Below are 23,128 nucleotides of genomic sequence, written 5' to 3' on the forward strand. Positions count from 1 at the left end.
CTGACGGCGACCAGCACCTCCCAGACCCAGCACCTCACTGCACAACCCCAGACAAGGAGCCACCTCATGACCACCACCGACCCCGCCGCGCTCGAGGCGGACCGCAACCGGATCCGTGCACAGCATCTGCATCCCGCCGACCGGCGCCCCGCCTCCTCCGCACGCGGCCTGCACCACACCGCCCTGCTGAGCAGCGACGTGCTGACCACCGTGCGGTTCTACCAGGACATCCTGGAGTTCCCGCTCACCGAGCTCATCGAGAACCGGGACTACCCCGGCTCCTCCCACTTCTTCTTCGACATCGGCAACGGCAACCTGCTGGCCTTCTTCGACTTCCCCGGACTGGATCTCGGTCCCTACGCCGAGGTCCTCGGAGGCCTCCACCACGTCGCCATCTCCGTCGACCCCGAACGCTGGCAGCACCTGGTCGACAAGCTGAAGCAGAACGGCATCGACCACGTCATCCACAGCGAGGTCTCGGTTTACTTCCGCGACCCCGACGGAGCCCGCCTCGAACTCATCGCCGACCCCCTCGGCGAGATGTACGGCCACCAGGTGCTCTGACCCCGCACGCCGGACGCCCCACCCCCGGGCGTCCGGCCCGTTGCGCACATTTCCCCCGCCCGAAGGACTGCCATGCCCGACACCACGCCAGCGATGAACCGGCCCCACGTATGGCGGCCCGGAAGCTCCCTACCGCCCCTGCTCCTCCTGCACGGAACGGGCGACGACGAACACGGCCTGGTGCCCCTGGGTGAAGACCTCGCGCCGGGATCGGCGCTGCTCTCCCCGCGGGGCACCGTCCTGGAAGGCACCATGCCTCGGTTCTTCCGGCGGCTGCGGGAGGGCGTGTTCGACGAGGACGACCTGCGGGAACGAGCCGACGAACTCGCCGACTTCATCCACACGGCCGGCAGCGCCTACGGCCTGCAGCCGGGATCCCTGGTCGCCGTCGGCTTCTCCAACGGCGCCAACATGGCCGCAGCACTCCTGCTCCTGCACCCCGAACTACTCGCCGGCGCCGTCCTCATCGCCTCCGTGCCCCCACTGGCCAAGCCGCCCGCGGCCGACCTCACCGGCCGGCGGGTACTGATCTCGGGCGGGCTGCAGGACCCGATGGCACGCCCCGAACAAACCCAACTCCTGGCCACTCAACTCCGTGCCAGAGGCGCGGGCGTCGACCTGCTGACCCACCACGGAGGACACCAGGTGGAACTCGCACACCTCCCGGCCATACGAAAGTTCCTACGCCCGGCCAACTGAACCCCACCCACGCCACCCGGCCCGGGTGGCGCGCACCTTCGTGCCCTTCGGCACCAACGGCTCCAGCGCCGCCCACTGCTCGTCCGTGAGATCTCCCCGCCCCATGACCTGAGATCATCCACAGCTCAAGATCCACTTTCGATACACGGCCCAGACGATCTCGGCCTTGAACTCCGGCGTGACCGGGCGGCGCGGGCGAGCCGCGGCCCTGATCCCGGATGTCCGCCGAAGTGGCTCAAGCCTTCGTGATCGCTGTGGCCCTGGAGCAGGCGGCGGGCTGCCTTGGCGTCGAAGGCGGCGCGGTCCTCACGCCGCCTGTGGAGGTCCGGGAGAGCCTCTCGAGCCGGGTGACCTTCAGCGCGTCGCCCTCACACTGCAGTTGGAGATGAGATCGAGCTGTGGCCGGGACGCCTTCGCGCCGCTTGCCTTGTCGACATGGATGTGGTCGCGGTCGACTCCGTGGCGCAGTAGTGCGTCGATCTGACGATCCGGGTTGTCGGCGGTCGAGACCCGCGGGTGGCCGATGACCATGTGTCGGAATCGGAATCCATCCGTCGGACCGTTCACCGATGTTGATTGTCGACGCGCGTTGTCGACGGTGCTCACCTGCGGGTTCGTCATCACGACGCTCAATGCCGGCAGCGTTGGTTTGCCGGCACTGAGCGTGGAAGGTGAGGTGCCGGGCAAGCACTCAGCCTGGGATGAGTGCATCCCACTGATCGCGGGTCGGGCCATCGTGCGTTGGCGAGAAGTCCGGGTGGGCGGCCAGCCAGTCGGTGACGGCTCGGTCCACTTCGTCGGTGCCGTAGGCGTCGTCGGCCGGTTGCAGGAGATGGCGTACCCGGGCTCGGGCTCGCATGACGACGGGATCGTCAAAAGCGCAAGCGGCCAGGGCAGCAGCCCTCCGATCCGAGGACGGTGAACCCTCGGTGAAGCGTTGCTCGTTGCCGCGGTCGGCTGTCACCTGCGCGTCGAACCACGGGCGGAGGACTTGTGCCGTCCAGGTGTGGTAGCCGATGGGGTCTGCGGCGATCCGGTCGGCATGGGTGGCGAGGTGCTGGGCGGCGCGCAGGCCGAGGACCACGCCATGGCCCAGGGTGGGGTTGGTGTGGACGAGGCTGTCCCCGGCGTTGACCAGGCCGGTGACGACAGGTCCGTCATCGTCGACGAGGGAAGTCCAGCGGTTGTCCAGGCCGGCCATCGCCAGGACGGCTGTCTGTGGTTCGGGGGCCAGGTCTAGCCAGGCGGCGGTGGCGGGGAAGCGGCGGGCGACGGCTTCGAACACGGCAGGGTCGGTGAGCGCGCCGCGGGTCGGATCACCCGTGGAGAGCACCAGGCTGACCGCGAAGGTGTCGTTGTCGGAAGGGAAAACGCCGGCGAGCGCGAACGGTGCGGCCGAGCCGGTCTTCACCCGTCCGGGGTCACGCGGTCCGTCGGCGCGCAGGCGGTACCAGCGGCACAGGTAGGCGATCTTGGTGCGGTGGCTGCCGACCACGGGTGGGCGGCAGCCGGCCGCCCTCAGCCAGGAGGGGACCGGCGAGCGGCGACCGGCCGCGTCGACGACGAGGTCCGCCTGGTGCATCCCCGCGCCCGCCTGCACGCCGGTGACCCGGGCAGGGCGGCCCTCCTCGACGGTGAGGGCGTGCACCCGGCAGGCTTGCCGCACCTCGACGGTGGGTTCCCGCTGCACGGCCGCGGTCAGGGCGGCCTCCAGCACGATGCGGCGGGTGCGCAAGGTCACCAGGTCCTCATCGCCGGCCCGGTGCGGCGGATGCTCACCGAACCAGTCGAAGTCGTGGTACTCCCGGGCTCCGCGTGCCAGCAGGTCCGCGTAGACATCAGGGGTTTCGGTGCGCAACACGGTGCGGACGGGCGCGAGGAACGAGTGGGGATGGGTGGCCTGCGGGACTCGGGGCCTGTTCCAGTCGAAGAAGTCCCGGTTCAGGTCCTCTCCAGCCTGCCGCGCGTCCTGCTCGAACAACGTCACCGTGTCGCCCCGCCGACCGAGCATGAGCGCCGTCCCCAGCCCGCTGATACCCCCGCCGATCACCGCAACCCGCGCCACTGCGCTCCCCTTCGCGTTGTGTTGCGCAGCGAGCCTACTGCTTGACGATCTTCCGTTCGAAACCGGCGTCGTCCGTCGCGGTACGGGGGCGGGGCACGGCGGCGGCCGGTGTCAGGCCGAGCCGCCTGTCCATCTCCGGCTACCTTCCCTCGCCCCGGCGGTTCCTCTGAGGCCCGCGACTGCACCTGATGCGCACCCCATCCGACCCGCCGATCACCTGGGCACCGACCAACCCGAAAAAATCGACGGGCGTCAGGTGCCGGCCGACATGCTCACAGGCGACCACGACCTGCCGGCCACCCGCCTCGGGCAGACCATCGTGGGCGACAAGGGCTCCATCCCGGCTCCCGCGTCCTGGACCCGACCTACCCGTGGGCCCGCGATCCCCACGGATGAACGCGCACTGTGAACGAGTCATCGCGACCCTGCGGCGCGAGGCTCTCGACCATGTGCTGATCTGGAACGAGACCCATGCCCGGCGGGTGCTCGACGAGTACGTCCGGCACTCCAACGGGCATCGCCCGCATCAGGCCCGAGGACAACTGCCACCACTCGCCGAACGGCAGCCCGCACCGGTCACCGACCCGAGCACCACGCGACTCCTACGCAGCCGCGTTCTCGGCGGCCTGATCAGCGAGTACAGATACGTGGCCCGACCAGCAGCGACGAATATCCGAACGGCACACGGTAGGGCCGTTTGGCAGAGCTTTCGGTGTGGGCGGCCCACGGGTTGATCACATGCAGAAATCGCGGCTGCGCCTGTTCCGACTCACCCGCCGTTTCAACGCCGTTGACGACTCGCCAGGAGCTCGATGAACTGGAGAGAGGCGAACTGTGCTGCGAGTAAGCGCTGTTGGCATCGCTCGGCTCGATGTCATGGCAGTTCAAGGGGAGGGACTTTCATGGTGCAGGTGGGGAAGAGACCCTGGGGGTTCAGGCTGTTCGCAGCAGCTGTGGGAGGGCTGCTGATCGGCACGCTGGCGGCCGGACCCGCGCCGGCCGAGGGCAACGAGCAGCAGGCCGGACTCAAACTGAAGGCGCTCGCCGTCGAGCAGAGCGCCGTGGATGCCACGTCCGGCGACGCCACGGTCACGATCGACTGGACAGTCACGGACGGGAAGGCGGCGGCCACCAACATGTTCGGTGCCATCACCGTTCAGCAGGTCAGCACTGATGGACGCCTTATCGGGGCGCCGCAAGCCCTGACCTTCTCGTTCCAGCCGCAATGGCCCTACCAGGCGAATCCGGTCGCAGGCACGATAGCGTCCGCGGACTACAGTTACGCCTTCCCCGTACCGCAGTACGCAGCCCAATCCACCGCGCGCTGGGCCGTGGTGAAGGTCACGGCGAAGGACGACCAAGGCGGCACGCTCAGTGTGGAACGGCAGAACTTGACCAAGTTCCACCCGACGTTCACTGCTACGCATCTCCTCGACTCGACCGGACCGACGTACGACGGCCTCGCACTGGCGCTGGACCAGCCGGAGTACCTCTACAACGCCGATGCCTCCGTCAGCGCGCGGTACCAGCTGCACATCACCGACGCCGAGTCCGGCTTCTTCCGGGGGCAACTTGTCCTCAGCGGCCCGCAGGGCAGGACGGCGAGCGGATCGATACGGCTGGTGCAGGACACCGACGGCACGCTGGCGTGCGGGGACGATTTCGCGTTCGACAGCCATGACGTCTTCTGCACGGTCGACGTCACCATTCCTGCCGGCGCCCCGCCGGGGCATGGTCCATCTTCCGCGTCACGCTGACTGACGCTTCGGGGAACGTCAGCATGGCCAAGGGGCTGTCACAGGACCCGGTACACGTCACGCAGAACAGCACGCTGCAGGCGTCCCACTTCGCCATCAGCCCCGCGCAGTACAACAACTGGACCGGACCGGCGCCGCTGGCGATCACGATGAAACCGACCGGCTTCCGTGACGGCATCGCCTCCGTGACGGTGCTGCTGAACAACTGCGGCGGATCGATCACGGCGAACCCCGTGATCGCACCCGACGGCACTGTCTCGGTGCGGGCCACCGTGCCACCGATCTACACCAAGCAGTGCACCGTCACGGGAATCGGCATCACTGACGGCGCCGGCAACTCGGCGGCATACGGCACGGCCTTCCACGGATCCGAGCTGGACCTGGTGGCCACTCAGATCCCGGACACGGCAGCCCCCGTGGTGAACTCGGCCTCGCTGGACACCACGTCCGTGCCCGCAAGTACGTTGCCGCGCAACGCCGTGCTCACCCTCGATGTGACGTCGTTCGTCGGCGTCACCGGTTTCAGCCTCACCCTGTATGACGCGAACGGCGTCTCGGTCGACGGCAGGTCAGGCGGGCTCAGTTCCGTGACGAGCGGCCCGCTCACGCTACAGGTACCCCTGCATCAGGGCCTCGCTCCGGGCGTGTACACGGTCGGCTTCACGCTCACGGACGCGGGCGACCTGCACACACAGTACGGCTACCCCGACGGTCACGGCTTGCCCGTGCCCGGCGGACCACTGCTCATCACGGTGACCGACGACCAAATCGTCACCCGGCCACTGCGTGCAGATCGACTGCCCTGTGACAGCCGGGCCGAGGCCACTGGCAGGGCAGGCGGCGGTGGTTGCCGTACAGCAGCAGAACAGCAACCACCGCCGACCATGATCCTGGCGGAGATCGGCGCGGACATGGCCCGCCTCACCCCTGGCTTCGTGGGCCGGGGATGTGCCCGGGCAATGCGGTTCGGGCTACTGCCTGCTGAGCCACAGGTCGGGCCCGAACACCTCGTAGTGCACCGATGCCGCGGGCAGACCATTGCCGATCAGGTGACCGCGCACCGACTGCATGAAGGGCAGCGGGCCGCACAGGTAGGCCGTCGTACCCTCAGGCACCGAGAAATCGCTGAGATCGGCCCGTCCGTCTGCGGCCTGGAGTGCCGGATGTGCGTCGGCACCCGACTCGTACCACAGGTGCATCGATCCGCCCGCCAGGCGGTTGACCAGATCGACGTGCTCGTAGCGGTGGGCATGCGTGTCCGGCGTACGGTCGGCGTGCACGACGATGACCCGGCGCTGCGAGCCCGTATTCGCCAGGTGGTCCAGCATGGAGAGCATCGGCGTCACGCCGATGCCCGCGGAGGCCAGCAGCAACGGTGTGTCGGCGTCGGGGAAGATCAGGTCCCCGAAGGGCAGAGAGACGTCCAGGACGTCACCGGCCTGTGCGTGGGTGTGCAGCCAGGTCGACACCTCGCCCTCGGGCCGGATGCCGTCCAGGGACCGCTCCCGCTTGACGGTGATCCGCCAGTCCTTCTGGCTGGGAGCAGCGGAGAGGCTGTACTGCCTGATCTGCCGTGCGCCATCGGGGAGTTCCACCTGAACGCTGACGTACTGCCCGGGCCGGAAGGACGGCGCGGGAGTGTCGTCGGTCCGTCGCAGGACGAAGGAGGCCGCGTCCTCGGACACCTCCTCGCGCTCCACGATCTCCATCCGACGCCACACGTCGCCGTCCGCCACCGACGCCTGCGCGTACAGGCGCGCCTCCATCGCGATCAGAGCATTGGCCATCAGCCAGTACACCTCGTCCCACGCAGCCGCCACCTCCGGAGTGACAGCCTCCCCCAGGACATCGGGGATCGCTCCCAGCAGATGCCGGGCGACGATCGTGTACATCTCGGACGTGATACCCAGCGACGCATGCTTGTTCGCGATCCGCCCCAGGATCGCGTCGGGCCGCTCATCCGGCCGCTCCACCAGCACCGAGGCGAACGCGGCAACCGCCCCCGCCAACGCGTCACGCTGGCTGCCGTTGGCCTGATTCCCCCGGTTGAACAGATCCCTCAGCAACTCCGGATGCGCCTCGAAAAGCCGCCGATAAAACAGTTCGGAGATGGCCGAGATGTTGGCCCCCACCACCGGGGCGGTGGCACGGACCACGGGCAGCGCCTGAGTGGACAGCATGCGGACTCCTCAATCTGACACCTGCGCCCTTGACCGAGCGCAACGCGGGCACCACAAACAACCCGGCACAGAGCCGGAAGGGTCGAGTGGCGCGCCGCACGAACGGATCACCGGAGCGGACCGGCGAACTCGACCGGAACGCTGACCACACCCTAACCAAAGTTGCATTTGAGATGCATATTAAGAAGGCGGTGCCGGCCTGTGGAACCCATCACACGCCGCGGCAACGCCACCGAACCATCCCCCGCCACCGACAAGCACACACCCACGCCACCCCCACCCCAGCCAGGGCCGGGGACGGGGGGCGTCCCCGGCCCGGGCGGGTGGTGACCGGGCACCTGGTGACGGCCACCCGGGGACCCGGGGGGGCGACGCACCACCCTCGCGGACGTCACACAGAAGACCCACACCAACAACACCGTCGGATGTTGCAGGCGGCGGAATCGGAGTGCCCCGCGCAGCGCGGTGAGGGACGGCGTGGACGACGTCGAGTGGTGGGGCGGGTGTCGTGGTCGGGGTGCCAGACGTCGGGGGCGGTCAGGCGTGCGTAGCGGTCGTCGAGGGCGGCGACCTGGGTCGCGTGCAGGGCGTCGGGTTCCGACGCCCCCTGCACGACCACCACGGTCGTGCAGGGGGCGTTCTGTCATGCTCAGGGTCAGCACAGCGCATCGATGGCCTTCACGATCAGGGCGCGGGCGTCTGCCCCGTGTACAGCCATGCCGCGCAGCTGCTCGAACGCCTTCACGTAGAGGGGCACCGACGAAATGGGCGCGTCCGGGTGACGGGATACCGGGCCCCTTTCGGGCGCCGTCTCACAGTCGTCGTGTTCTCACTCACGACTCGTCCGGTCGATGTACGTCACTTTGCGGATTGCTGTCGGTGCAGTGGGCGCGCCATTGTCGACGCCACCACCGACGATCCGGCAGTTGAAGCGGGGGAGCATGGCATCGGAAGTTCTGACTACGCTTCTGTCCCTTGCCGGCGTCGGCGTCGGTTCAGCGGCGTCTTTCGCCGCTCAGTACCTGACATCGCGGGAGACGAAAGCCCAGGCCGCCGCCACCGCCGCGGCAGCGTTGCGCGCCGAACGCAAACAGGCCCTTCACGACTTCCTGGAGAGCTGCCAGCGGGTCGAACGAGCGGCCGAGCACCGCTTCCAAAACGACAACCGCTTCGTCGAAGGCTCCCCGACTCTCACGCACGACATGTGGTTCAGGCTGAAGTGCCTCGACCTCGTTTCGAGCCGCCGCCTCAACGACGCCGCCTACAAGTTCGCGGACCGCCTGATGAAAGCCACCTACGGGGGACCTCCGAACGGCAAGGACGTGTGGGAGTTCATCAACGAGAAGCGGGGGCCCTTCATGGATGCCGCAAAGGCGGAATTAGACATTCCCATCTGATCGGCCCGCAGCCTTGCCGGTGAGCAAACCGGTGCAGCTCGGCGGCCGAACCGCGAGCGCGGACGAAGTGTCCCGCCCTGGCGGCCAGCGGGCCACGTCGATTACTGGCGCGAACAGGTAGCCAGGGGCTAGGCGTGGAAGTCCGCAGGGTCGGGAATGGCCTCTGTCGGCCGCGGGTACCGAGGCAGCGCCGAGCACGGAACCCGGAGGTCGGCGCATTTCGTCGGTGACCCGTAGAGGGCGATCTCCGAGGGCTGGGTGACTTGGACCCGCGCTGCGAGCAGTTCGACCGACACGAGGGCCTCGTCGTACACGTGGAACAGTTCCTGCGGCCACATGGGGCGTTCTTGGACCGTGCTGGGGATGATGCCCAGTGACACCTGTGGCAGCGCCCCGGCCGTGAGCAGGTAGCCCGGCTGGGCGGCCATCGCATCAGGGTCACCCAACCGGTAGTGGAGCACCGGCTCCTCGATGACCATCGTGAACCGGTGCCCGGGCTCGTGAATGATGCGGGATCGTTCCAGCCGGGCGGCGACCACGTCGGCGACGTCCGTCGGGGATGTCCCGCAAGCGGGTGATCGAGGTCATCAGGCCCCGTGCGTAGCGTCTCTGACTGGCCTAGCGAGCCTGAGCGTTACTCAGCCTTGGGAGTCCATCACCTTCGTGCCCTGGTCCTGAACGCCAGGAGCCGCCGGCCCGCGTGGCACGTCCCTGCGAACGCTGGTCGACCGGGCCGCAAGACCCGACCGAGGAGGGTGCCCCACGTCGCCTGGGCGCCCGAGCGTGCGCGTAGCGCCCTGCCACAGGTTCACCACGCTTCGCTCATCCAACTGGTGAGTCTTCGGTCTGCAGCAGGCCGGGCAGGCAGTGGCACGCAGCGTTCCGCCGTGGAACAGCGGTGCCGCACGGCGCACCACGGTGCGCTCCGAGATGCCCAGGACGCGGCTGACCGTGCGCCACGAGCGCGCGGACAGACCGCCATCGCGGCGGCGCTCTGGCCAGGGGAATCCCCTATGCCGCGTCGCCGGTCGGTGACGTGCGTCTCGCGCCGCCGCAGCCGCACCCGGGATGGACGGGGTGCGCGCCCCGGTCACGGTATCCCCGGGCCTCTTCTGGATTTGCTTTTGAAACTCAGCTTGTTAGGTTAGCCAGCGTAAGAGTTTGAAACGCAAACTAACCTGGAAGGGTCGTGCATGGCCAGCCACGCCGCCAACACGCCGACGCCCCCGCGGGTCCGCGCGCGGTGGATCGGACTCCTCGTCGCCTGTCTCGGGCAAATGGTGATGTTCGTGAACATCACACAGACGACGGCGACCCTGGCGCCGATCCAGCAGGACCTGCACGTGCCCGGCTCGACCCTGGTCTGGATGGCCAGCATCTACTCCGTGGTGGTCGCCAGCTTCGTCCTGTCCGCCGGGACGGTCGGCGACATCGTGGGACGCCGTCGGATCTTCGCTCTCGGCGCGTTGCTGCTGGGCGCGGGAAGCCTGACCGTCTCCCTGTCGCCGGGTTCGACCGGTGTCCTGATCGGGGAGGCGATCATGGGCCTGGGCGGGGCGGCGGTCCTGCCCAACAGCCTGTCGATCGTCACCCACCTGTTCACCGATGCGCACGAACGGACCAGGGCGGTCGGCATCTGGGCCGCGGTCTCCGGCATCGGTCTGGGATTCGGGCCGGTCGCCGCCGGAGTGATCCTGGAGCGTTACTCCTGGCACGCGGTGTTCCTGGTCAATGTGGTCCTGGCGGCCATCGTGCTGCTCCTCACCCCCCGCTTCGTCGCCGAAAGCCGGCACCCCGGCCGCCATCTCGATCCGCCGGGCCTGGTGCTCGCGATCGCAGCCATCGGCGCTCTCAACTACGGCGTCATCGACGGCGGCCACTCGGGCTTCGACTCGGCCCGGGCCCTCTGGGCGTTCGTCGTCGCCGCGCTGGCGCTGGTGGCGCTCATCCTTGTCGAGGCGCGCACGCGCACGCCCATGCTGAAGCTGCGCCTGTTCCGCATTCCGTCGTTCGCCACGGCCAACGTGGTCGCGCTGATCGTGCAGTACGGATTCGTGGCCACGGCGTTCGCCCAGGTGCTCTACCTCGAGCGGGTCCGGTACGAGTCGATCCTCAGGTCGGGTCTCCTGCTGCTGCCGCTGATGCTGGCCTACGTGATCCTGAGTTCCGTGGCCGCTCCACTCTCGCGTGTGATCGGGTTCAAGGCGACGCTGGGGATCGGTGCGCTGCTCGCCGCGGCCGGCAATCTGCTGATGATCAACCAGGACCCGTCGACGTCCTTGGTGACCGTCGGGATCCTGATGGCGATGTTCGGGGCCGGAGCGGGACTGATCCTCCCGCCGGTCACCGCGGTGTCGGTGATCAGCGTGCCGCACACCGACGGCGGCATGGCCAGTGGGACCGTCAACCTGTTCCGCCAGGTCGGCGGCACGCTGGGGGCGACCATCACCGGGACGATCCTCACCAGCGGGCTGACGTCCCGACTGCCCGACCAGTTGACCGGCCGGGGCCTGCCCAGGCCCGTCGCCGAGAAGCTGACCGCCGCCGTCAGCAGCGGGGCGCCCGCATCCCACGCCTCCGCCGCCCTGCGGGAAACGATCAACGCAGCCGTCGGCGGTGCGTTCTCCGGGGCACTGCACCTGGCTGTCCTGATCCCGGGTGCGGCGATAACGGCAGGCGGCGCGGCAGCCGTCATCCTCATCCGCAACCGGCCGGGACAGCCGGCCGCCTCGCCCGTCGTGGCAGAAAACACCCAGGTCACCGTCCGGGAACCGGACCCTGAGCCCCAGCTCGTAGGTGCGGGCACCGCGGCACTCGGGCGGCCCGTCACCGCGTACGCCGGCCCGGGCCCGTCCGGCCGCAAGGCTGCCCTGGACGGCATCACCGGCACGGTCGTTCACGGATTTGTGCGCGACGTCGCGGGCGCCTCGGTCGGTGCGGCCACGCTGACCCTGATCTCGTTGCAGGGCAGGCAGTTGGGCCGCACGCATGTCGGCCCGGACGGCAGATACGCACTGACCGCTCCGGCCGGCGGAAGTTATGTACTGATCACGGCGGCCGACGGACGTCAACCACAAGCGGCCACCGTCGTCCTGGGAGACGCACCGCTCAGCCACGACGTCATCCTGTCGGCTACCAGCGGCCTGACAGGAGTGGTATGCGACGCGGCCGACGGCAGGCCGGTGACCGACGCCATGGTCGTCGTCACCGACGTCCGCGGCGAGGTCCTGGCCACGGCCACCACAGGAGAGTCGGGCACCTTCACCTTCAACGAGCTCGCCTCGGGCACCCTCACCGTGGCAGTCAACGCCGCCGCCTACCGCCCGGCCGCGCTGCCCATCGAGGTCGGTGACCAGGGCATCACCCGCCTCGACGTCGACCTCAGCCGCGGCGCCGTACTGCGAGGCACGGTGAGGGCGGGGGCCGGACGTCGGCCGCTGCCCGACGCGCGGGTCACGCTGGTGGACGCCGCAGGCAATGTCGCAGGCACGGCGATCACCGGCGACGACGGCTCGTACGCCTTCACCGACCTGGACAGCGGCGACTACACCCTGACCGCCAGCGGATACCCGCCTGTGGCCACCTCGCTGTCCCTGAACGGCCCCGGGCCAAGCGGTTGCGACGTGGAGCTGGGCCACCCACACGAGTAAGAGACCGCAGGCGAGGCGGCACACACGCCTCAACGCAGAAACGACAGGGCCGACTCCCAGCAAAAGCCGATTCCCGCCGACCGCCGGCGGCCGGCGCAACCAGGCCGCCCGGCCAAAACCCAGATCGCACGATCAGGAGCAGGAATGACCTTCGAGCGCGGCCTTCAAGTCCGCGCGCGGACCCAGGACGGCTGGGCGCTCCAGCACGCGATCCTCACCGTCGCGGACATGAGCGGTAGTCAGGTCCTTCGGGCGAGCGCCGGAAACGACGCCTCCCGCGGCGAGCAAGCCGACCCGCGCGGTCCGCGTCGGCAGTCGGCGTGTCGATCCGGCCTGGCCCGATGCCGTCCCCGCCAGGCCGGCCAAGGCCGCGAGAACGTGCTCGGCGACGTTCTTTGCCGTCATGCGGGCGATGTCCGGGTCTTCCCACACCTCAGGAACTCCACGCTGCAAGTACCGCTCCACATCGTGGGGTCAGCTGGTCTGCTCGCAGGCTGACCTCACGCACGGCACGGGACACAGGACTGTCCGCAGCCTACAAAAACGACGTTACGCCGCACTGACGTGCCGAGCCCGTCAAAGTTCGGGATGGCGAGGCCCAGCGTGCACACAGCGTCCACGGCAGCGCCGGAACACGCGCAGAATCCGGGCACCCTGATCAAGGGGGTGCGAGGCCGTACGTGTCTGCGAGGAAGGCAATCTGGCTCTCCGGGCATGAGTGTGGGCTGGTGGGTGGGATCTCGGGGTCAATGTATTGATCGGGTTGGATCGTTCCGCCTGGGGTGGTGAAACGTAGGACGCGCACGGGGCGGACCGTAGATTCGGAGGCTGTCGAAGGCCGTACCGAAGCTACAGGAGTCCACGCACCGTGCGCGTCACCACCGCATTCAACCGCCTCCTGGAGCTTCCTGGCGTGAGCGTCACCGACGTGTCGTTCGGCGAGGACCGGGTGATCGTGGACGTGGCGCTGACCCGCCGGTGTCTGGCCTGCCCGGAGACCGGCTGCGGTTTCACCACCCGCACGCGTTACGACACCAGGCCGGTGTCCTCCTGCTGGAGGCACCTGGACCTGGGCCGCTGGGGCCTGGTCGTCCGGGCCGGCCTGCGCCGCCTGCGCTGCCCCGAGCACGGCGTCAAGATCGAAGCCGTGCCCTTCGCCCGGCACCACTGCGGCTTCACCCGCGACTTCGAGGATGTCATCGCCTACCTGGCCACCCGCACCGACAAGACCACCATCACCCGCCTGCAGCGCATCGACTGGCACACCGTGGGCCGCATCTGCGCCCGCGTCGTCGCCGACGGCCTCGACGAGGACAGACTCGACCAGCTGGTCACCATCGGGGTGGACGAGGTCAGCTGGAAGAAGCACCACAACTACCTGACCCTGGTCACCGACCACACCGGCAAGAAGATCGTCTGGGGATCCGAGGGCAAGGACAGCGAGACCCTGGACGAGTTCTTCGATGAACTCGGCCCCGAGCGCGCTGCAGAACTGGCCGCGGTCAGCATGGACATGGGGCCGGCCTTCGCCAAGAGCGTTGGCGAAGAAGGCCACGCCCCGCAGGCCGTGATCTGCATCGACCCGTTCCACGCGGTCAAGCTCGTCGGTGACGCCCTGGACGCCGTGCGCCGCGAGGCATGGAACGAGCTGCGCCAACTCGGCGATCAGGCTGCGGCAAAGAAGTTCAAGGGCGCCCGCTGGAGCCTGCTGAAGAACCCGGAGAACCTCACCGACGAGCAGGCCACGACCCTGCGCAAGCTCAAACGGAAGGGCGGCGGAGTCTGGCGAGCCTACCGGCTCAAGGAATCCTTCCGCGCGATCTTCGCCGGGGACCTGGACGCCGGCGAGGCAGGCGAGTTGATCGACCGCTGGATCTCGCAGGCCCAACGCTCCCAACTGCCCGCGTTCATCAAGGCAGCCAAGACCATCCGCAAGTTCCGCGACGGGATCCTGGCCTCCATCCGCCTGAAGATCAACAATGGTCGGGCCGAAGGCCTCAACAACCACGTCAGGCTACTGATCCGCCGCGCCTACGGCTTCCACACCGCCACAGCCGCCCTCGCCCTCGTCATGCTCACCTGCGGACCCATCACCCTTGTCCTACCCCACGAACGACCCCGAACCCGGACCGGCTGACCCACATCCATGCCCGGAGAGCCGGCAATCTCGACTGACCCGGCCAAGCGGCGTATCAGGCGCTGGGCCGGTGGCAGGGCAGGTGACCTGCCAGGCGCCTCACCGTGGTGCCCTGTGTTGAGCGGAGCCGTCCTGGGGGTCTCCCCCGTTGTTCCTTCGCAAGTAGGACTCGGGAAGTAGCCGAGGCAGCCGCCATCGAAGGGTCAGCGCACCCCCCTTGCGCTGGCCCTTCGGCGTTTCCGTCTCGGTCCAGTCACTGGCACACCGACGCCACGCGCTCGTGCCACGAGCGTGCAGCGTCGTGCTGTCTCAACCCGAAGCCAGGTGGCGAGCTTGCCGACCTACAAGAACGATTGATGCCGAGTTCGGGCAACAGAGGTTGATCAAGGGGACCCAGAATATTGCCGGATTCCAGGAACACCTGGTCGGCGTGTTGGGGTGCGAAGAGGCTGGTGAGCGGCACGGATATCGTGCTGGCATGACACAAGGGTTCGATCTTGCCGCGTCGCTCGCCAGAGGCGTCGAAGACCGCAGTGGTGCATGGACCTTCATCCAGGGCTTCGCCGCCCACTGGGCCGGCGCCGCACTGGGACGCGATGACGGATGGACGGAAGCCGATCTCGATGCTGCCGAGGAGAGGCTGGGTCTTCGACTACCGACGGCGTTGCGCGAGGCGTATCTGCTGTTCGGACGCCGGCGGGATCTCACCAGCAACCACGATGTGCTGCTCGGCCCTGCGGAGCTGTATGTCGATGACGCCAAGGAGGCCCTGGTCTTCCGTCACGAGAACCAGGGAGCCGCCTCCTGGGGTGTCCTTCTCAACAGCCTCCAGGATGACGATCCTGCAGTGCTCATCCGGCTTGACCTTGCCGACAAGAGCGCCGAGCGGTGGGAGGACTGGCTGGAGCGTCTTTCCCTTTGCTTCGTCGAGATCATCTTGTCGGAGTCCCTGCAGGCCGATGAAGAGCTCTGCGACTTCCTCGACCCGGATGACGACAGCCTTGAACTGCTGGAGACGAACTCCGTCCCGCTGCCGTTCCCGGCATACCCCGTCGGCGAGGAGACACGGTGGTTCCTGGGCCAAGACGTCCTTCTGCGCGATGACGACGGCGCGGCCATCCTGGCCCGCGGCCGGACGGCAGAAGACCTCAACCGCGTTCGTGACCTGCTCCCGGGCGACTGGCTCAACGACTATCGCTGACCATGTCCCAGACTCCTGCTGACCGGGCTGCCCACGTTGGAGTCAGCCCGAAGTCTGTTGTTCGGCTCGGGCTCGGGTGGCGGCGAGGCGGTAGAAGTCGGTTGCGGTCTCGATGATGTTGCCGCCGAACGTGAGCCGGTCGACGATGGCCGCGCAGAGACGGGGGTCGGTGAACGTCATGGTCCAGCCGGAGAACCACTCGTTCGAGGCGACGGCGACGCTGTTCTTCTCCTCGCGTTCGGTCAGAACCTGGAAGAGGAGTTCGGCGCCGCGGCGGTCGAGTTCCATGTAGCCGAGTTCGTCGATGCAGAGGAGATTGACTCGGCAGTAGCGGGCGATGTCTTGGTCAGCTGCTTCTCGTCGGCGGCTTCCACGAGTTCGTTGACCAGCTTGGTCGCGAGGACGTACGTGACTCGGTAGCCGGCCACCGCTGCCTCGGTGCCAAAGGCGATCAGCAGGTGGGACTTGCCGTGCCCGAGTCGCTGATCAGACAGGGCGGCAGGCCCTTCTTGATCCATTCGCACTTGGCAAGGGGGATCATCGCTGAGTCGATGTTCGGGTTGGCCTCGAAGTCGAACTTGCGGAGCGACTTGTCGCGGGGAAAGCCGGCGGCGCTGATGCGGCGCTCAGAGCGGCGGCGGGCCCGGTCGTCGCACTCGGCCGGGAGGAGCTCGGCGAGGACTCGGCGAGGAAGCCGAGGTAGGACATCAGCTCGCGGCTGGCGGTCTCTGCGAGGTCGGGGAACTGGAAGCGGGTGGTGGGCAGTCGGAGCATGCGGCATGCCTGGTCCTCGGCGACGTTGGCGGCCTGCTCGTGAATCGTCGCTGGCGGGGAGGGGACACGGCGCGTTCTCCTCTTTCACGCGGTGGGGCGAGCCACTCCTGCGCGGTCGTCGCCACGGTGCTCATCGGGCACAGCGTCCATGGCGTGCCAAGTTCGAACCCGTGAACAGCTCCTCCAGTCGCACACGCCGCCCGGCGTACAGGACACGCAGCAGCTCCTCGCCGGCGACCTGGAGGGCGTCGAACGCAACAAAGTGCGCTGGCAGCGCCTGGGAAATGCTCTTGACCTTGGCGGCGCTAGCCGCCGTCCGACGCTGGAGCGCCTCGAACGACAGCTGATCGCCCGTCCACACGACCAGCTCGCCATCCAGGACCAGGCCGCCGGGAAGTCGCGCACCCGGGGTGGCAAGCTCGGGGGTGACTGGTTTGGTGGTCAGGCTGGGGTGGGGATCCAGGCGCCTCGGCCGTCGAAGAGTCGGGTGATGGTGTCGAGCAGGTTGCGGCCCTGCTTGGCGGCGGTAGATAGGTAGCCGCGCACGGCGAAGAAGCGCTCGGCTCCGGGTGCCGTGCGCCAGCCGCCGGAGATCTTCTGCTGGATCTTGGCCATCCGGATGGCCTGCTCGCTGGTGTTGTTGTCGAAGGGCACCCGCCAGTCGAAGGCGAACCGGAGCACCTGGTGGCTTTCGGTGTCGAGGCGGTCGAGCAGGTTCGCGGCCTTGTCCCGTTTGCGGCGTGGTTCGCCGGGGGCGCGGGGCGGGTGCAGGGTCCGTCCGGCGGCGATGATCTCCTCGTAGCGGGCGGTGAGGCGTTCGAGGGCGTCGACGGTGAAGCCGGTGGCGTGAGGGTGCGCGGTCTGGATGTTCTTGATCTCGTCCCAGGTGTCCACCAGCAGCGCGGCCAGCTCTTCGGCCCAGTCCTCGGGGTGGCCGGCAGGCGCGTTGTCCACGACGGAGGCCAGTTCGCGCAGGTGGTGGGCATTGCATAGGGCGTGGACCGCGTCGGTGTACGTCTTGTAGGGCTTCCAGCCGTCGTGGACCGCGATGCCGGTGAAGTGCGGTAGGACGCCCATGGCTTCGAACGCCTTCACGCCGCGCTTCGTGTGGACCTGGTAGAGCGTCAGCGAGCGGGTGCAGGCGGTGTGTACCCAGCAGGTGCGCCCCGCGATCCGGGTGCCGGTCTCGTCGAAGCCGACCACCTCGCACTCGATGAGTTGCTGCCGCACGGCCTCGGTGTGCGGGGCGACTGCCTCGGCGGCCTGCCCGGCCCACCCGAGCAGAGTCGCGGTGGCCACATCCGCGTCCAGGCAGTCGGCCAGCAGTTCGGCGCACCGCTCATAGGGCAGGTGCTGGCGAGTGAGCAGGTAGACCGCCAGGCTCTTCAGCCGCGGCCCGTACTGGGCCGGGGCGGCGGGGGCGTCGGAAGGGGTGGCGGCAGCGTTGACCTGCCCGCAGGCGCAGCGGCGGTGTTCGATGCGGTGCTCGGTCACCCGCAGGCGGATCTCGGGCAGGTCGAAGACCTGCCGCCGCTCGATGGAGACTACCTCGGCCCCGGTCAGGTCACCCGCGCAGCCCAGGCAGGCGGTCGGGGAATGGACCTCGATCGCGTCGGGCTCGTCGACCTGCATCAGCGCGCCCCCGGCGCCGCCGCGGGGCTTGCCCGGGCCTCGGCCCGAGGGCTTACGTAGCGACGTCGGCCTCGCCAGCCCGTCGCTGGACGGCGGCTTGGAGGAGTTCTTCGAGTTCATCCCCAGACGCCGCTTCAGCTCACCGTTCTCCGCGCGCAGCTCAGCGATCTCGGCCCGGGCGGCCGTCAGCTCGGCCCTCAACTCGCCAACGAGTGCAATCAGTTCCGCGTAGCTCGGCAGCGGCGGGGTGTCGGACACGAGATCCAATGATCAACGAGTTGGACGCCAAGATCAACTCAGTGCGCCAGGACCACCAAACCAGTTACGCTCGGGGAAGCGGGCCCCGACGAGACTGCCCCGACGCAGCTGCACGTGGACTTTGCCGGGCTTCGAGGCGGGAGTGAAGATGAGCGCGCGGTACCCGTCGAACTTCGGCTCGTAGGCGAGGCTTCCGGGCAACGCTCTCGGGCCGGGCAGCGTGTCGCGTGCTTGGGCGAGCATCGGCTCTACGGGCGGCCGCAGCACTATCCCGTTACGTCGCCGCGACGCTCAAGCGCCAGGATGCGCCGGCGCCTTGAGTCTCCAGCCACTACCGCTGCACTCTTGGTGCAGAGGCGGGAACCGGTGGCCCTTCACATCGGTGCTGTACTCGTGGCCCTGCCCGCAGTCGCACTCGTGGATCCCGGAGACGGGAACGATCTCGCCGGGGTGGTGGGCCTTCTCGGTGTCTTCACCGGCTTTCTCCGAGGATGCCCCGGCCTTCAGGCCGGGGAGGAATCGGACTCCTGCGGAGCAGGGCAGGGACAGCCGGATCGCCGTCAGGGCGATCCGGCGTCCACCCCGCACGGCCGTGATGCCGCCCACAACGGTCAAGAACTCTCAACTGTCAGTCCTCCCAGGTAGGTTCGGATGCATGACGACAGAAGCGACCACGAAGGACACCGGGCATGCCCGGTACACCTTCCGTGTACGCCTGTCGAAGACAGCCCGGCGCGCACTCGAAGCCGAGTGGGATCGCTGCCGCTGGATCTGGAACGAATGCGTGGCCAAGTCCCGGCAGGCCCACGCGCAGAGCAGAGCGGGCGGCAAGAAGTTGACGTGTGGTCCGGCGCAGCTGGACAGGATGCTGACCGACGCCCGCGGGGTGACACCGTGGCTGGCCGAGGGTGCCTCGGTGCCGCAGCAGCAGGTGATCCGGGACTTCGCCAAGTCGAGGGCGAAGGCGCTGAAGGACATCAAGGACGGGCTTGCGCAGCACCGCCGGGCGGGGATGCCCCGCTTCAAGCGCAAGCGTGACAGCCGACCGTCGCTGAACTACACCCGGCGCGGTTTCCGCCTCAAGGAGGGCCGCCTGCACCTTGCGGGCCAGATCGTGCTGAGCGTGGTGTGGTCGCGGGACCTTCCGGCCGACCCGTCGAGCGTGCGCGTGTACCAGGACACGCTCGGACATTGGTACGCCTCCTTCGTCGCCCCGGCCCAGGTCGAGCCGCTTGTGGAGACCGGCCACGTCCTGGGCGTGGACTGGGGTGTGAAGGAGACCGCGACCACCACCGACGACGCCTACGACCTTCCGCATGCCGAACACGGCAAGCGGTCCGCTCAGCGGCTCGCGAAGTACCAGCGGATGATGGCCCGGCGCCGGCGACCGAAGAGCCAGCCCGCATCCACCGGCTACCGGAAGGCGCAGGCACAGGCAGCGAAGCTGCACAGGAAGATCGCGCGGCAGCGTGAGGACACCGGCCGCAAGTGGGCCAAGGCCGTCATGCGCGATCATGACGGAGTGGCGGTGGAGGACTTCCGCCCGAAGTTCCTCGCGAAGACCACCATGGCCCGCAAGGCGGCCGACGCGGCCATCGCGGCGACGAAGCGTGCCCTGATCGAGATGGGCCGCAAGCACGCACGGGACGTCCGGCTGGTGCACCCGGCGCACACCACGATGGACTGCGCAACGTGCGGGGCGAGAACCAAGCACGCACTCCCTCTCTCGATGAGAACGTATGCCTGCACCGTGTGCGGAGCCGTGTCCCCCAGGGACAAGAACTCCGCCCGCGTGATGCTGGTCCGGGCAGGTTGGAACCCGGACGGTGCCGAGGGCGTAAGACCACCTGAGCCGCTGGCTCCGGTGGCAGCCTGAGCCGTACATCCCCGCTCAACCCTGGAAGGTGGAGAATCCCCTCCCTTCAGGGAGGGGAGCCTTCAATCATGGAGCCTGTCTACGTCGCGGCCAGGGACACCGCACGCCAGTAGGTGGCGACCGGGTGGATCCGTCCGTTAGCGACGTACATTCGACGCATGGACGAGGTGCCCAGACGCATCGACTCCGCCACGGACCGAGTGTCCGCAGCGATCATGTTGGGCTGCACACCCGCACAGGTCGGCCCGTGCGCCCGCTGCCAGGGACTGACCTGCCGCTACGGGCAAGGCGCCCAGCTCGTGTGCCCCCACTGGCGGGCAATCGAGCGGAGCACCAGTTCGTGAGGTGACGGAAAGCCGGTGGAGGGTACCCGGAACCGCAGAATCTCCCGTTTCCGCTGGCATTCCGGAAGCAGGCGATCCGAATGAACGGAACGGAAGCACTGTTCATGTGGTGCGCGATCATGCTCGGCGTTCCGGTGCATCTCGATCAGATGAGCGCGCCTCCCACCCGGTGCCGTCGAGGTGGGAGGCGCTCTCCACGGACTTCCGGCAGCCTGAACTGGGGGGAGGACACCAGGCCGCGCGGCGCCACGCCCAGCCTGACCTGGCAGCAGCATGGCGGCCACTCGGCGTTGCCATGCGGGTGGGCAAGCATGACGGAAGCCGCCTTGCATCGCGCTGATGGAGGAGCATGCGCATGCGACGCCCGAGAGCGAGGCTGGAGCTATGGCGAAGCACCGCGTGATCGTTTACCCGCCGTCCGAGACCGGCGGTCGACGCGTGCGCATCGACGGCGTGATCCTCGGGACGGCGTACAGCCTGCAAGATCTCAGTGTGTTCCTCTGCCGTGCCGGCATTGAAGGCTGGACCGAGGTCAACCCGCTGGTCGAGGACATCGTCGAGTCCTACGCGGACCTCATCGAGTGGCGGGGTGGTGGGCCGGACATATGGGAGCGTTGAGACGCTGTCAGTGCGCCTGGCTGTCATAGTCCTGTCCGCTCAGCCGTCGCAGCTGAGGGGCCACTGGCTCTCCCAGCCTCACGAGGCCGCTGAGCGGTCGCCCCTCAGGATCGTCGTAGAGACCACGGCAGCACGAACCACAGGCACGCGAACATCGCAGTGGTCGCGGCCGTGATGGCGATAGCTGCGATATGGCCGAAGACGACGTCCATGAGCAGGAGAACAGCACCGTTGATCGCCAGTGCGAGGAACATCAGGCCGGCTTCCGCATACCGGGCAGACAGTGCCACGATGCGGGGCTTAGCGCCGCGGTGAAACAGCCCGCGATGCAGGGCCACCGGCGTAGCGAGAACGGAGCCTCCCCCTGAGTGGTGGACACCCTGACCTCGACCCCGGTGGGGGTCGGGAGAGGGTGACCGATTATGGTGATGAAGGTCTATTCGCCCGAGTTCAAGGCCGACGCCGTGGCCCTGTTCCACTCGGATGCTGATCTCACGATCGCGCAAGCCGCGCGTGACCTGGGACTCAACGCGGAGACCCTGCGGAACTGGATCCGCGCCGACCGCGCCCGCGGCGGCAGCACCACCGGCTTGACCAGGAAGAACGTGACCAGCACCACCCCGGCCGTCGAGGCCACCCGCGAGGAGCTCGCAGCCCGCATCCAGGCCCTGGAGGCCGAGCTGAAGGCCGCCCGCAAGGAGAACGCCACGCTCGCCACCGAGCGGGACATTCTGCGCAAGGCGACGAAGTTTTTCGCCTCGGAGATGACCTGGTAGGCCGCTGCCAGTTCATCGAGGACCACTGCGAGACCTACCCGGTCAAGCGGCTGTGCCAGGTGCTCGACGTGCACCGCTCCAGCTTCTACAAGTGGCGGGCGGGTCGCGAGGCCCGCGCCGCGCGGGAGCGGACCGAGGCGGCCCTGGCGACGAAGATCAAGGCCGTGCACGACGACTCCGACGGCACCTACGGCTCCCCGCGCGTCACCGCCGAGCTGCGGGACACGCACGGCATGGAGATCAACGAGAAGAAGGTGGCCCGCGTCATGCGCAAGTTCAACATCGTCGGGGTGCACCTGCGCAAGAAAGTCCGCACCACCGTGCCCGAGCCGGCGAACCAGGTGGTGCCGGACCTGTTCGGCCGGGACTTCACCGCCGCCGAGCCGGGTGCGAAGTACATGGGCGACATAACCTATCTGCCCGTCGGCGACGGCGAGTTCCTCTATCTCGCCACCGTGCTGGATTGCTTCAGCCGCCGGGTGGTCGGCTACTCCATCGCCGACCACATGCGCACCGAACTGGTCGCCGACGCGCTGCGGATGGCCGCCACGACCCGCGGCAGCCTGGACGGGGCGATCTTCCACAGCGATCACGGAGCCCAGTACACGTCGAAGGAATTCGCCGACCTGTGCAAGGAGTTGGGCATCACCCAGTCCATGGGCGCCGTCGGCACCAGCGCGGACAACGCCGCCTGCGAGAGCTTCCACGCATCCCTGAAACGCGAAACACTGCAAGGCGCCCGCCGCTGGGACGGCGCCCGCGCCTGCCGGCTGTCCGTGTTCCGCTGGCTCACGCGCTACAACACCCGCCGCAGACACAAGAAGAACGGCCAGCTCAGCCCCGTCGCCTACGAGGCCCGACACTCAGCTACACTCACACTTGCCGCATAAGCATACAAACCGGTGTCTACTTCTCGGGGGGAACCCCCAACTGCGGCGGTAATGACGGTTAGCAGGAGTGTGGCGGCATAGATGCCACGCTGGAAGGCGCTGAGTTGCGGAAAACGGCTGGTGAAGGCTACGCCGAGCAGGAAGGCGAAGAGAATCTGCACACCGGTCTGGGCGACGCGCAGTTCCTGGAGCAGCTCGACCAGATTGCGGTCGGCCCGCTGCTCGGGTGTTTCGTAGCGCGGCGGCTGTGGCATCGGCCTTGGCTCGGTCGGCATGACCCTCACTGTCCGCGCGACCATCGCGACATGCG

General features: G+C 68.2%; 23 protein-coding genes and 4 pseudogenes. 13 read left to right on the forward strand and 14 right to left on the reverse strand.

What is annotated here, in order from left to right:
* The first annotated feature begins 66 nt into the window (after window positions 1-66).
* Together ACQEXA_RS00665 and ACQEXA_RS00670 are read left to right on the forward strand one after the other, a co-directional pair.
* Window positions 67-564, forward strand: coding sequence for a VOC family protein (locus tag ACQEXA_RS00665; RefSeq protein WP_432938432.1), 498 nt, complete (start codon window positions 67-69; stop codon window positions 562-564).
* A gap of 72 nt (window positions 565-636) precedes the next feature.
* Window positions 637-1,263 carry an alpha/beta hydrolase gene (locus ACQEXA_RS00670; protein ID WP_433128114.1) on the forward strand — a complete coding sequence of 209 codons (627 nt, stop codon included), beginning with the start codon at window positions 637-639 and terminating at the stop codon, window positions 1,261-1,263.
* 354 nt (window positions 1,264-1,617) lie between these two features.
* Here ACQEXA_RS00670 and ACQEXA_RS00675 read toward each other — a convergent pair whose 3' ends face one another.
* Complete coding sequence (locus tag ACQEXA_RS00675; protein WP_432938429.1) at window positions 1,618-1,950, reverse strand: recombinase family protein; 333 nt, start codon at window positions 1,948-1,950, stop codon at window positions 1,618-1,620.
* Between the two features lie 4 nt (window positions 1,951-1,954).
* Window positions 1,955-3,328, reverse strand: a complete 1,374-nt coding sequence (locus ACQEXA_RS00680; RefSeq protein ID WP_433128116.1) for an FAD-dependent oxidoreductase — start codon at window positions 3,326-3,328, stop codon at window positions 1,955-1,957.
* Between the two features lie 268 nt (window positions 3,329-3,596).
* On the opposite strand from ACQEXA_RS00680, the gene ACQEXA_RS00685 reads away from it, so the two are divergent.
* The 3 genes and pseudogenes from ACQEXA_RS00685 (at window position 3,597) to ACQEXA_RS00695 (ending at window position 5,085) form a co-directional block, all read left to right on the forward strand.
* Window positions 3,597-3,737 carry a hypothetical protein gene (locus tag ACQEXA_RS00685; protein WP_432940093.1) on the forward strand — a complete coding sequence of 47 codons (141 nt, stop codon included), beginning with the start codon at window positions 3,597-3,599 and terminating at the stop codon, window positions 3,735-3,737.
* Window positions 3,706-3,981, forward strand: a pseudogene (locus ACQEXA_RS00690) (integrase core domain-containing protein); the annotation flags it as partial. The gene ACQEXA_RS00685 and the pseudogene ACQEXA_RS00690, both read left to right, overlap by 32 nt.
* Before the next feature lie 249 nt (window positions 3,982-4,230).
* Window positions 4,231-5,085: a hypothetical protein gene (locus ACQEXA_RS00695; RefSeq protein ID WP_433128118.1), complete on the forward strand. Its 855-nt coding sequence runs from the start codon at window positions 4,231-4,233 to the stop codon at window positions 5,083-5,085.
* A 391-nt stretch (window positions 5,086-5,476) separates the two neighbouring features.
* Here ACQEXA_RS00695 and ACQEXA_RS00700 read toward each other — a convergent pair whose 3' ends face one another.
* The 3 genes and pseudogenes from ACQEXA_RS00700 to ACQEXA_RS00710 form a co-directional block, all read right to left on the reverse strand.
* The gene (locus ACQEXA_RS00700; protein WP_433128120.1) at window positions 5,477-5,692 is read right to left on the reverse strand and encodes a hypothetical protein; all 216 of its coding nucleotides are present in this window, start codon (window positions 5,690-5,692) and stop codon (window positions 5,477-5,479) included.
* Window positions 5,693-6,056: 364 nt separating this feature from the next.
* Window positions 6,057-7,265 (reverse strand): globin domain-containing protein, encoded by a 1,209-nt coding sequence (locus tag ACQEXA_RS00705; protein WP_432938421.1) that lies wholly within the window; start codon window positions 7,263-7,265, stop codon window positions 6,057-6,059.
* A 655-nt stretch (window positions 7,266-7,920) separates the two neighbouring features.
* Window positions 7,921-8,016 (reverse strand): annotated as a pseudogene (locus tag ACQEXA_RS00710) (transcriptional regulator); the annotation flags it as partial.
* Window positions 8,017-8,116: 100 nt separating this feature from the next.
* Between ACQEXA_RS00710 and ACQEXA_RS00715 the strand changes: the two are divergent.
* Complete coding sequence (locus ACQEXA_RS00715; protein WP_432938418.1) at window positions 8,117-8,662, forward strand: hypothetical protein; 546 nt, start codon at window positions 8,117-8,119, stop codon at window positions 8,660-8,662.
* A 233-nt stretch (window positions 8,663-8,895) separates the two neighbouring features.
* Here ACQEXA_RS00715 and ACQEXA_RS00720 read toward each other — a convergent pair.
* A pseudogene (locus ACQEXA_RS00720) lies at window positions 8,896-9,265 on the reverse strand (Scr1 family TA system antitoxin-like transcriptional regulator); the annotation flags it as partial.
* A 433-nt stretch (window positions 9,266-9,698) separates the two neighbouring features.
* Here ACQEXA_RS00720 and ACQEXA_RS00725 point away from each other — a divergent pair.
* Entirely contained in the window at window positions 9,699-9,827 is a 129-nt protein-coding gene (locus tag ACQEXA_RS00725; RefSeq protein ID WP_433128122.1) for a hypothetical protein, read from the forward strand.
* A 28-nt stretch (window positions 9,828-9,855) separates the two neighbouring features.
* On the forward strand, window positions 9,856-12,312 hold the full coding sequence (locus ACQEXA_RS00730) for an MFS transporter (RefSeq protein ID WP_432938413.1): 2,457 nt from the start codon (window positions 9,856-9,858) through the stop codon (window positions 12,310-12,312).
* A gap of 132 nt (window positions 12,313-12,444) precedes the next feature.
* On the opposite strand, the gene ACQEXA_RS00735 is transcribed toward ACQEXA_RS00730, so the two are convergent.
* On the reverse strand, window positions 12,445-12,744 hold the full coding sequence (locus tag ACQEXA_RS00735; protein WP_432938410.1) for a hypothetical protein: 300 nt from the start codon (window positions 12,742-12,744) through the stop codon (window positions 12,445-12,447).
* 436 nt (window positions 12,745-13,180) lie between these two features.
* Between ACQEXA_RS00735 and ACQEXA_RS00740 the strand changes: the two genes are divergently transcribed.
* Together ACQEXA_RS00740 and ACQEXA_RS00745 are read left to right on the forward strand one after the other, a co-directional pair.
* Window positions 13,181-14,449 (forward strand): ISL3 family transposase, encoded by a 1,269-nt coding sequence (locus tag ACQEXA_RS00740; protein ID WP_433128123.1) that lies wholly within the window; start codon window positions 13,181-13,183, stop codon window positions 14,447-14,449.
* Between the two features lie 379 nt (window positions 14,450-14,828).
* On the forward strand, window positions 14,829-15,650 hold the full coding sequence (locus ACQEXA_RS00745; RefSeq protein ID WP_433128125.1) for an SMI1/KNR4 family protein: 822 nt from the start codon (window positions 14,829-14,831) through the stop codon (window positions 15,648-15,650).
* 42 nt (window positions 15,651-15,692) lie between these two features.
* Here the strand turns inward: ACQEXA_RS00745 and istB are convergent.
* The 5 genes and pseudogenes from istB to ACQEXA_RS00770 all read right to left on the reverse strand — a co-directional run bounded on the left by istB (window position 15,693) and on the right by ACQEXA_RS00770 (window position 18,929).
* Window positions 15,693-16,492 (reverse strand): annotated as a pseudogene (gene istB / locus ACQEXA_RS00750) (IS21-like element helper ATPase IstB).
* Window positions 16,493-16,554: 62 nt separating this feature from the next.
* Window positions 16,555-16,785 (reverse strand): hypothetical protein, encoded by a 231-nt coding sequence (locus ACQEXA_RS00755; RefSeq protein WP_433128127.1) that lies wholly within the window; start codon window positions 16,783-16,785, stop codon window positions 16,555-16,557.
* 80 nt (window positions 16,786-16,865) lie between these two features.
* Entirely contained in the window at window positions 16,866-18,314 is a 1,449-nt protein-coding gene (gene tnpC, locus ACQEXA_RS00760; RefSeq protein ID WP_432920114.1) for an IS66 family transposase, read from the reverse strand.
* 33 nt (window positions 18,315-18,347) lie between these two features.
* Entirely contained in the window at window positions 18,348-18,557 is a 210-nt protein-coding gene (locus tag ACQEXA_RS00765; protein ID WP_433128129.1) for a hypothetical protein, read from the reverse strand.
* A 48-nt stretch (window positions 18,558-18,605) separates the two neighbouring features.
* Window positions 18,606-18,929: a hypothetical protein gene (locus tag ACQEXA_RS00770; protein WP_432938404.1), complete on the reverse strand. Its 324-nt coding sequence runs from the start codon at window positions 18,927-18,929 to the stop codon at window positions 18,606-18,608.
* 40 nt (window positions 18,930-18,969) lie between these two features.
* On the opposite strand from ACQEXA_RS00770, the gene ACQEXA_RS00775 reads away from it, so the two are divergent.
* On the forward strand, window positions 18,970-20,190 hold the full coding sequence (locus ACQEXA_RS00775; RefSeq protein WP_433128131.1) for an RNA-guided endonuclease InsQ/TnpB family protein: 1,221 nt from the start codon (window positions 18,970-18,972) through the stop codon (window positions 20,188-20,190).
* Between the two features lie 683 nt (window positions 20,191-20,873).
* Complete coding sequence (locus ACQEXA_RS00780) at window positions 20,874-21,152, forward strand: hypothetical protein (RefSeq protein ID WP_432938400.1); 279 nt, start codon at window positions 20,874-20,876, stop codon at window positions 21,150-21,152.
* Window positions 21,153-21,256: 104 nt separating this feature from the next.
* On the opposite strand, the gene ACQEXA_RS00785 is transcribed toward ACQEXA_RS00780, so the two are convergent.
* Window positions 21,257-21,631, reverse strand: a complete 375-nt coding sequence (locus ACQEXA_RS00785; protein ID WP_433128133.1) for a DUF6328 family protein — start codon at window positions 21,629-21,631, stop codon at window positions 21,257-21,259.
* Between ACQEXA_RS00785 and ACQEXA_RS00790 the strand changes: the two genes are divergently transcribed.
* Window positions 21,575-22,818, forward strand: a protein-coding gene (locus ACQEXA_RS00790; protein ID WP_432920220.1) for an IS3 family transposase whose coding sequence is annotated in 2 segments (ribosomal slippage) — window positions 21,575-21,914 and window positions 21,914-22,818 — 1,245 coding nt in all. Because the reading frame shifts where the segments join, the coding sequence is not laid out codon by codon here. The genes ACQEXA_RS00785 and ACQEXA_RS00790 overlap by 57 nt on opposite strands.
* Here ACQEXA_RS00790 and ACQEXA_RS00795 read toward each other — a convergent pair.
* Entirely contained in the window at window positions 22,776-23,093 is a 318-nt protein-coding gene (locus ACQEXA_RS00795) for a DUF6328 family protein (RefSeq protein WP_433128134.1), read from the reverse strand. The genes ACQEXA_RS00790 and ACQEXA_RS00795 overlap by 43 nt on opposite strands.
* Window positions 23,094-23,128: the final 35 nt, after the last annotated feature.

The organism is Streptomyces sp. CA-106110, from assembly GCF_050936285.1.
In the GTDB taxonomy this organism is placed as follows: domain Bacteria; phylum Actinomycetota; class Actinomycetes; order Streptomycetales; family Streptomycetaceae; genus Streptomyces.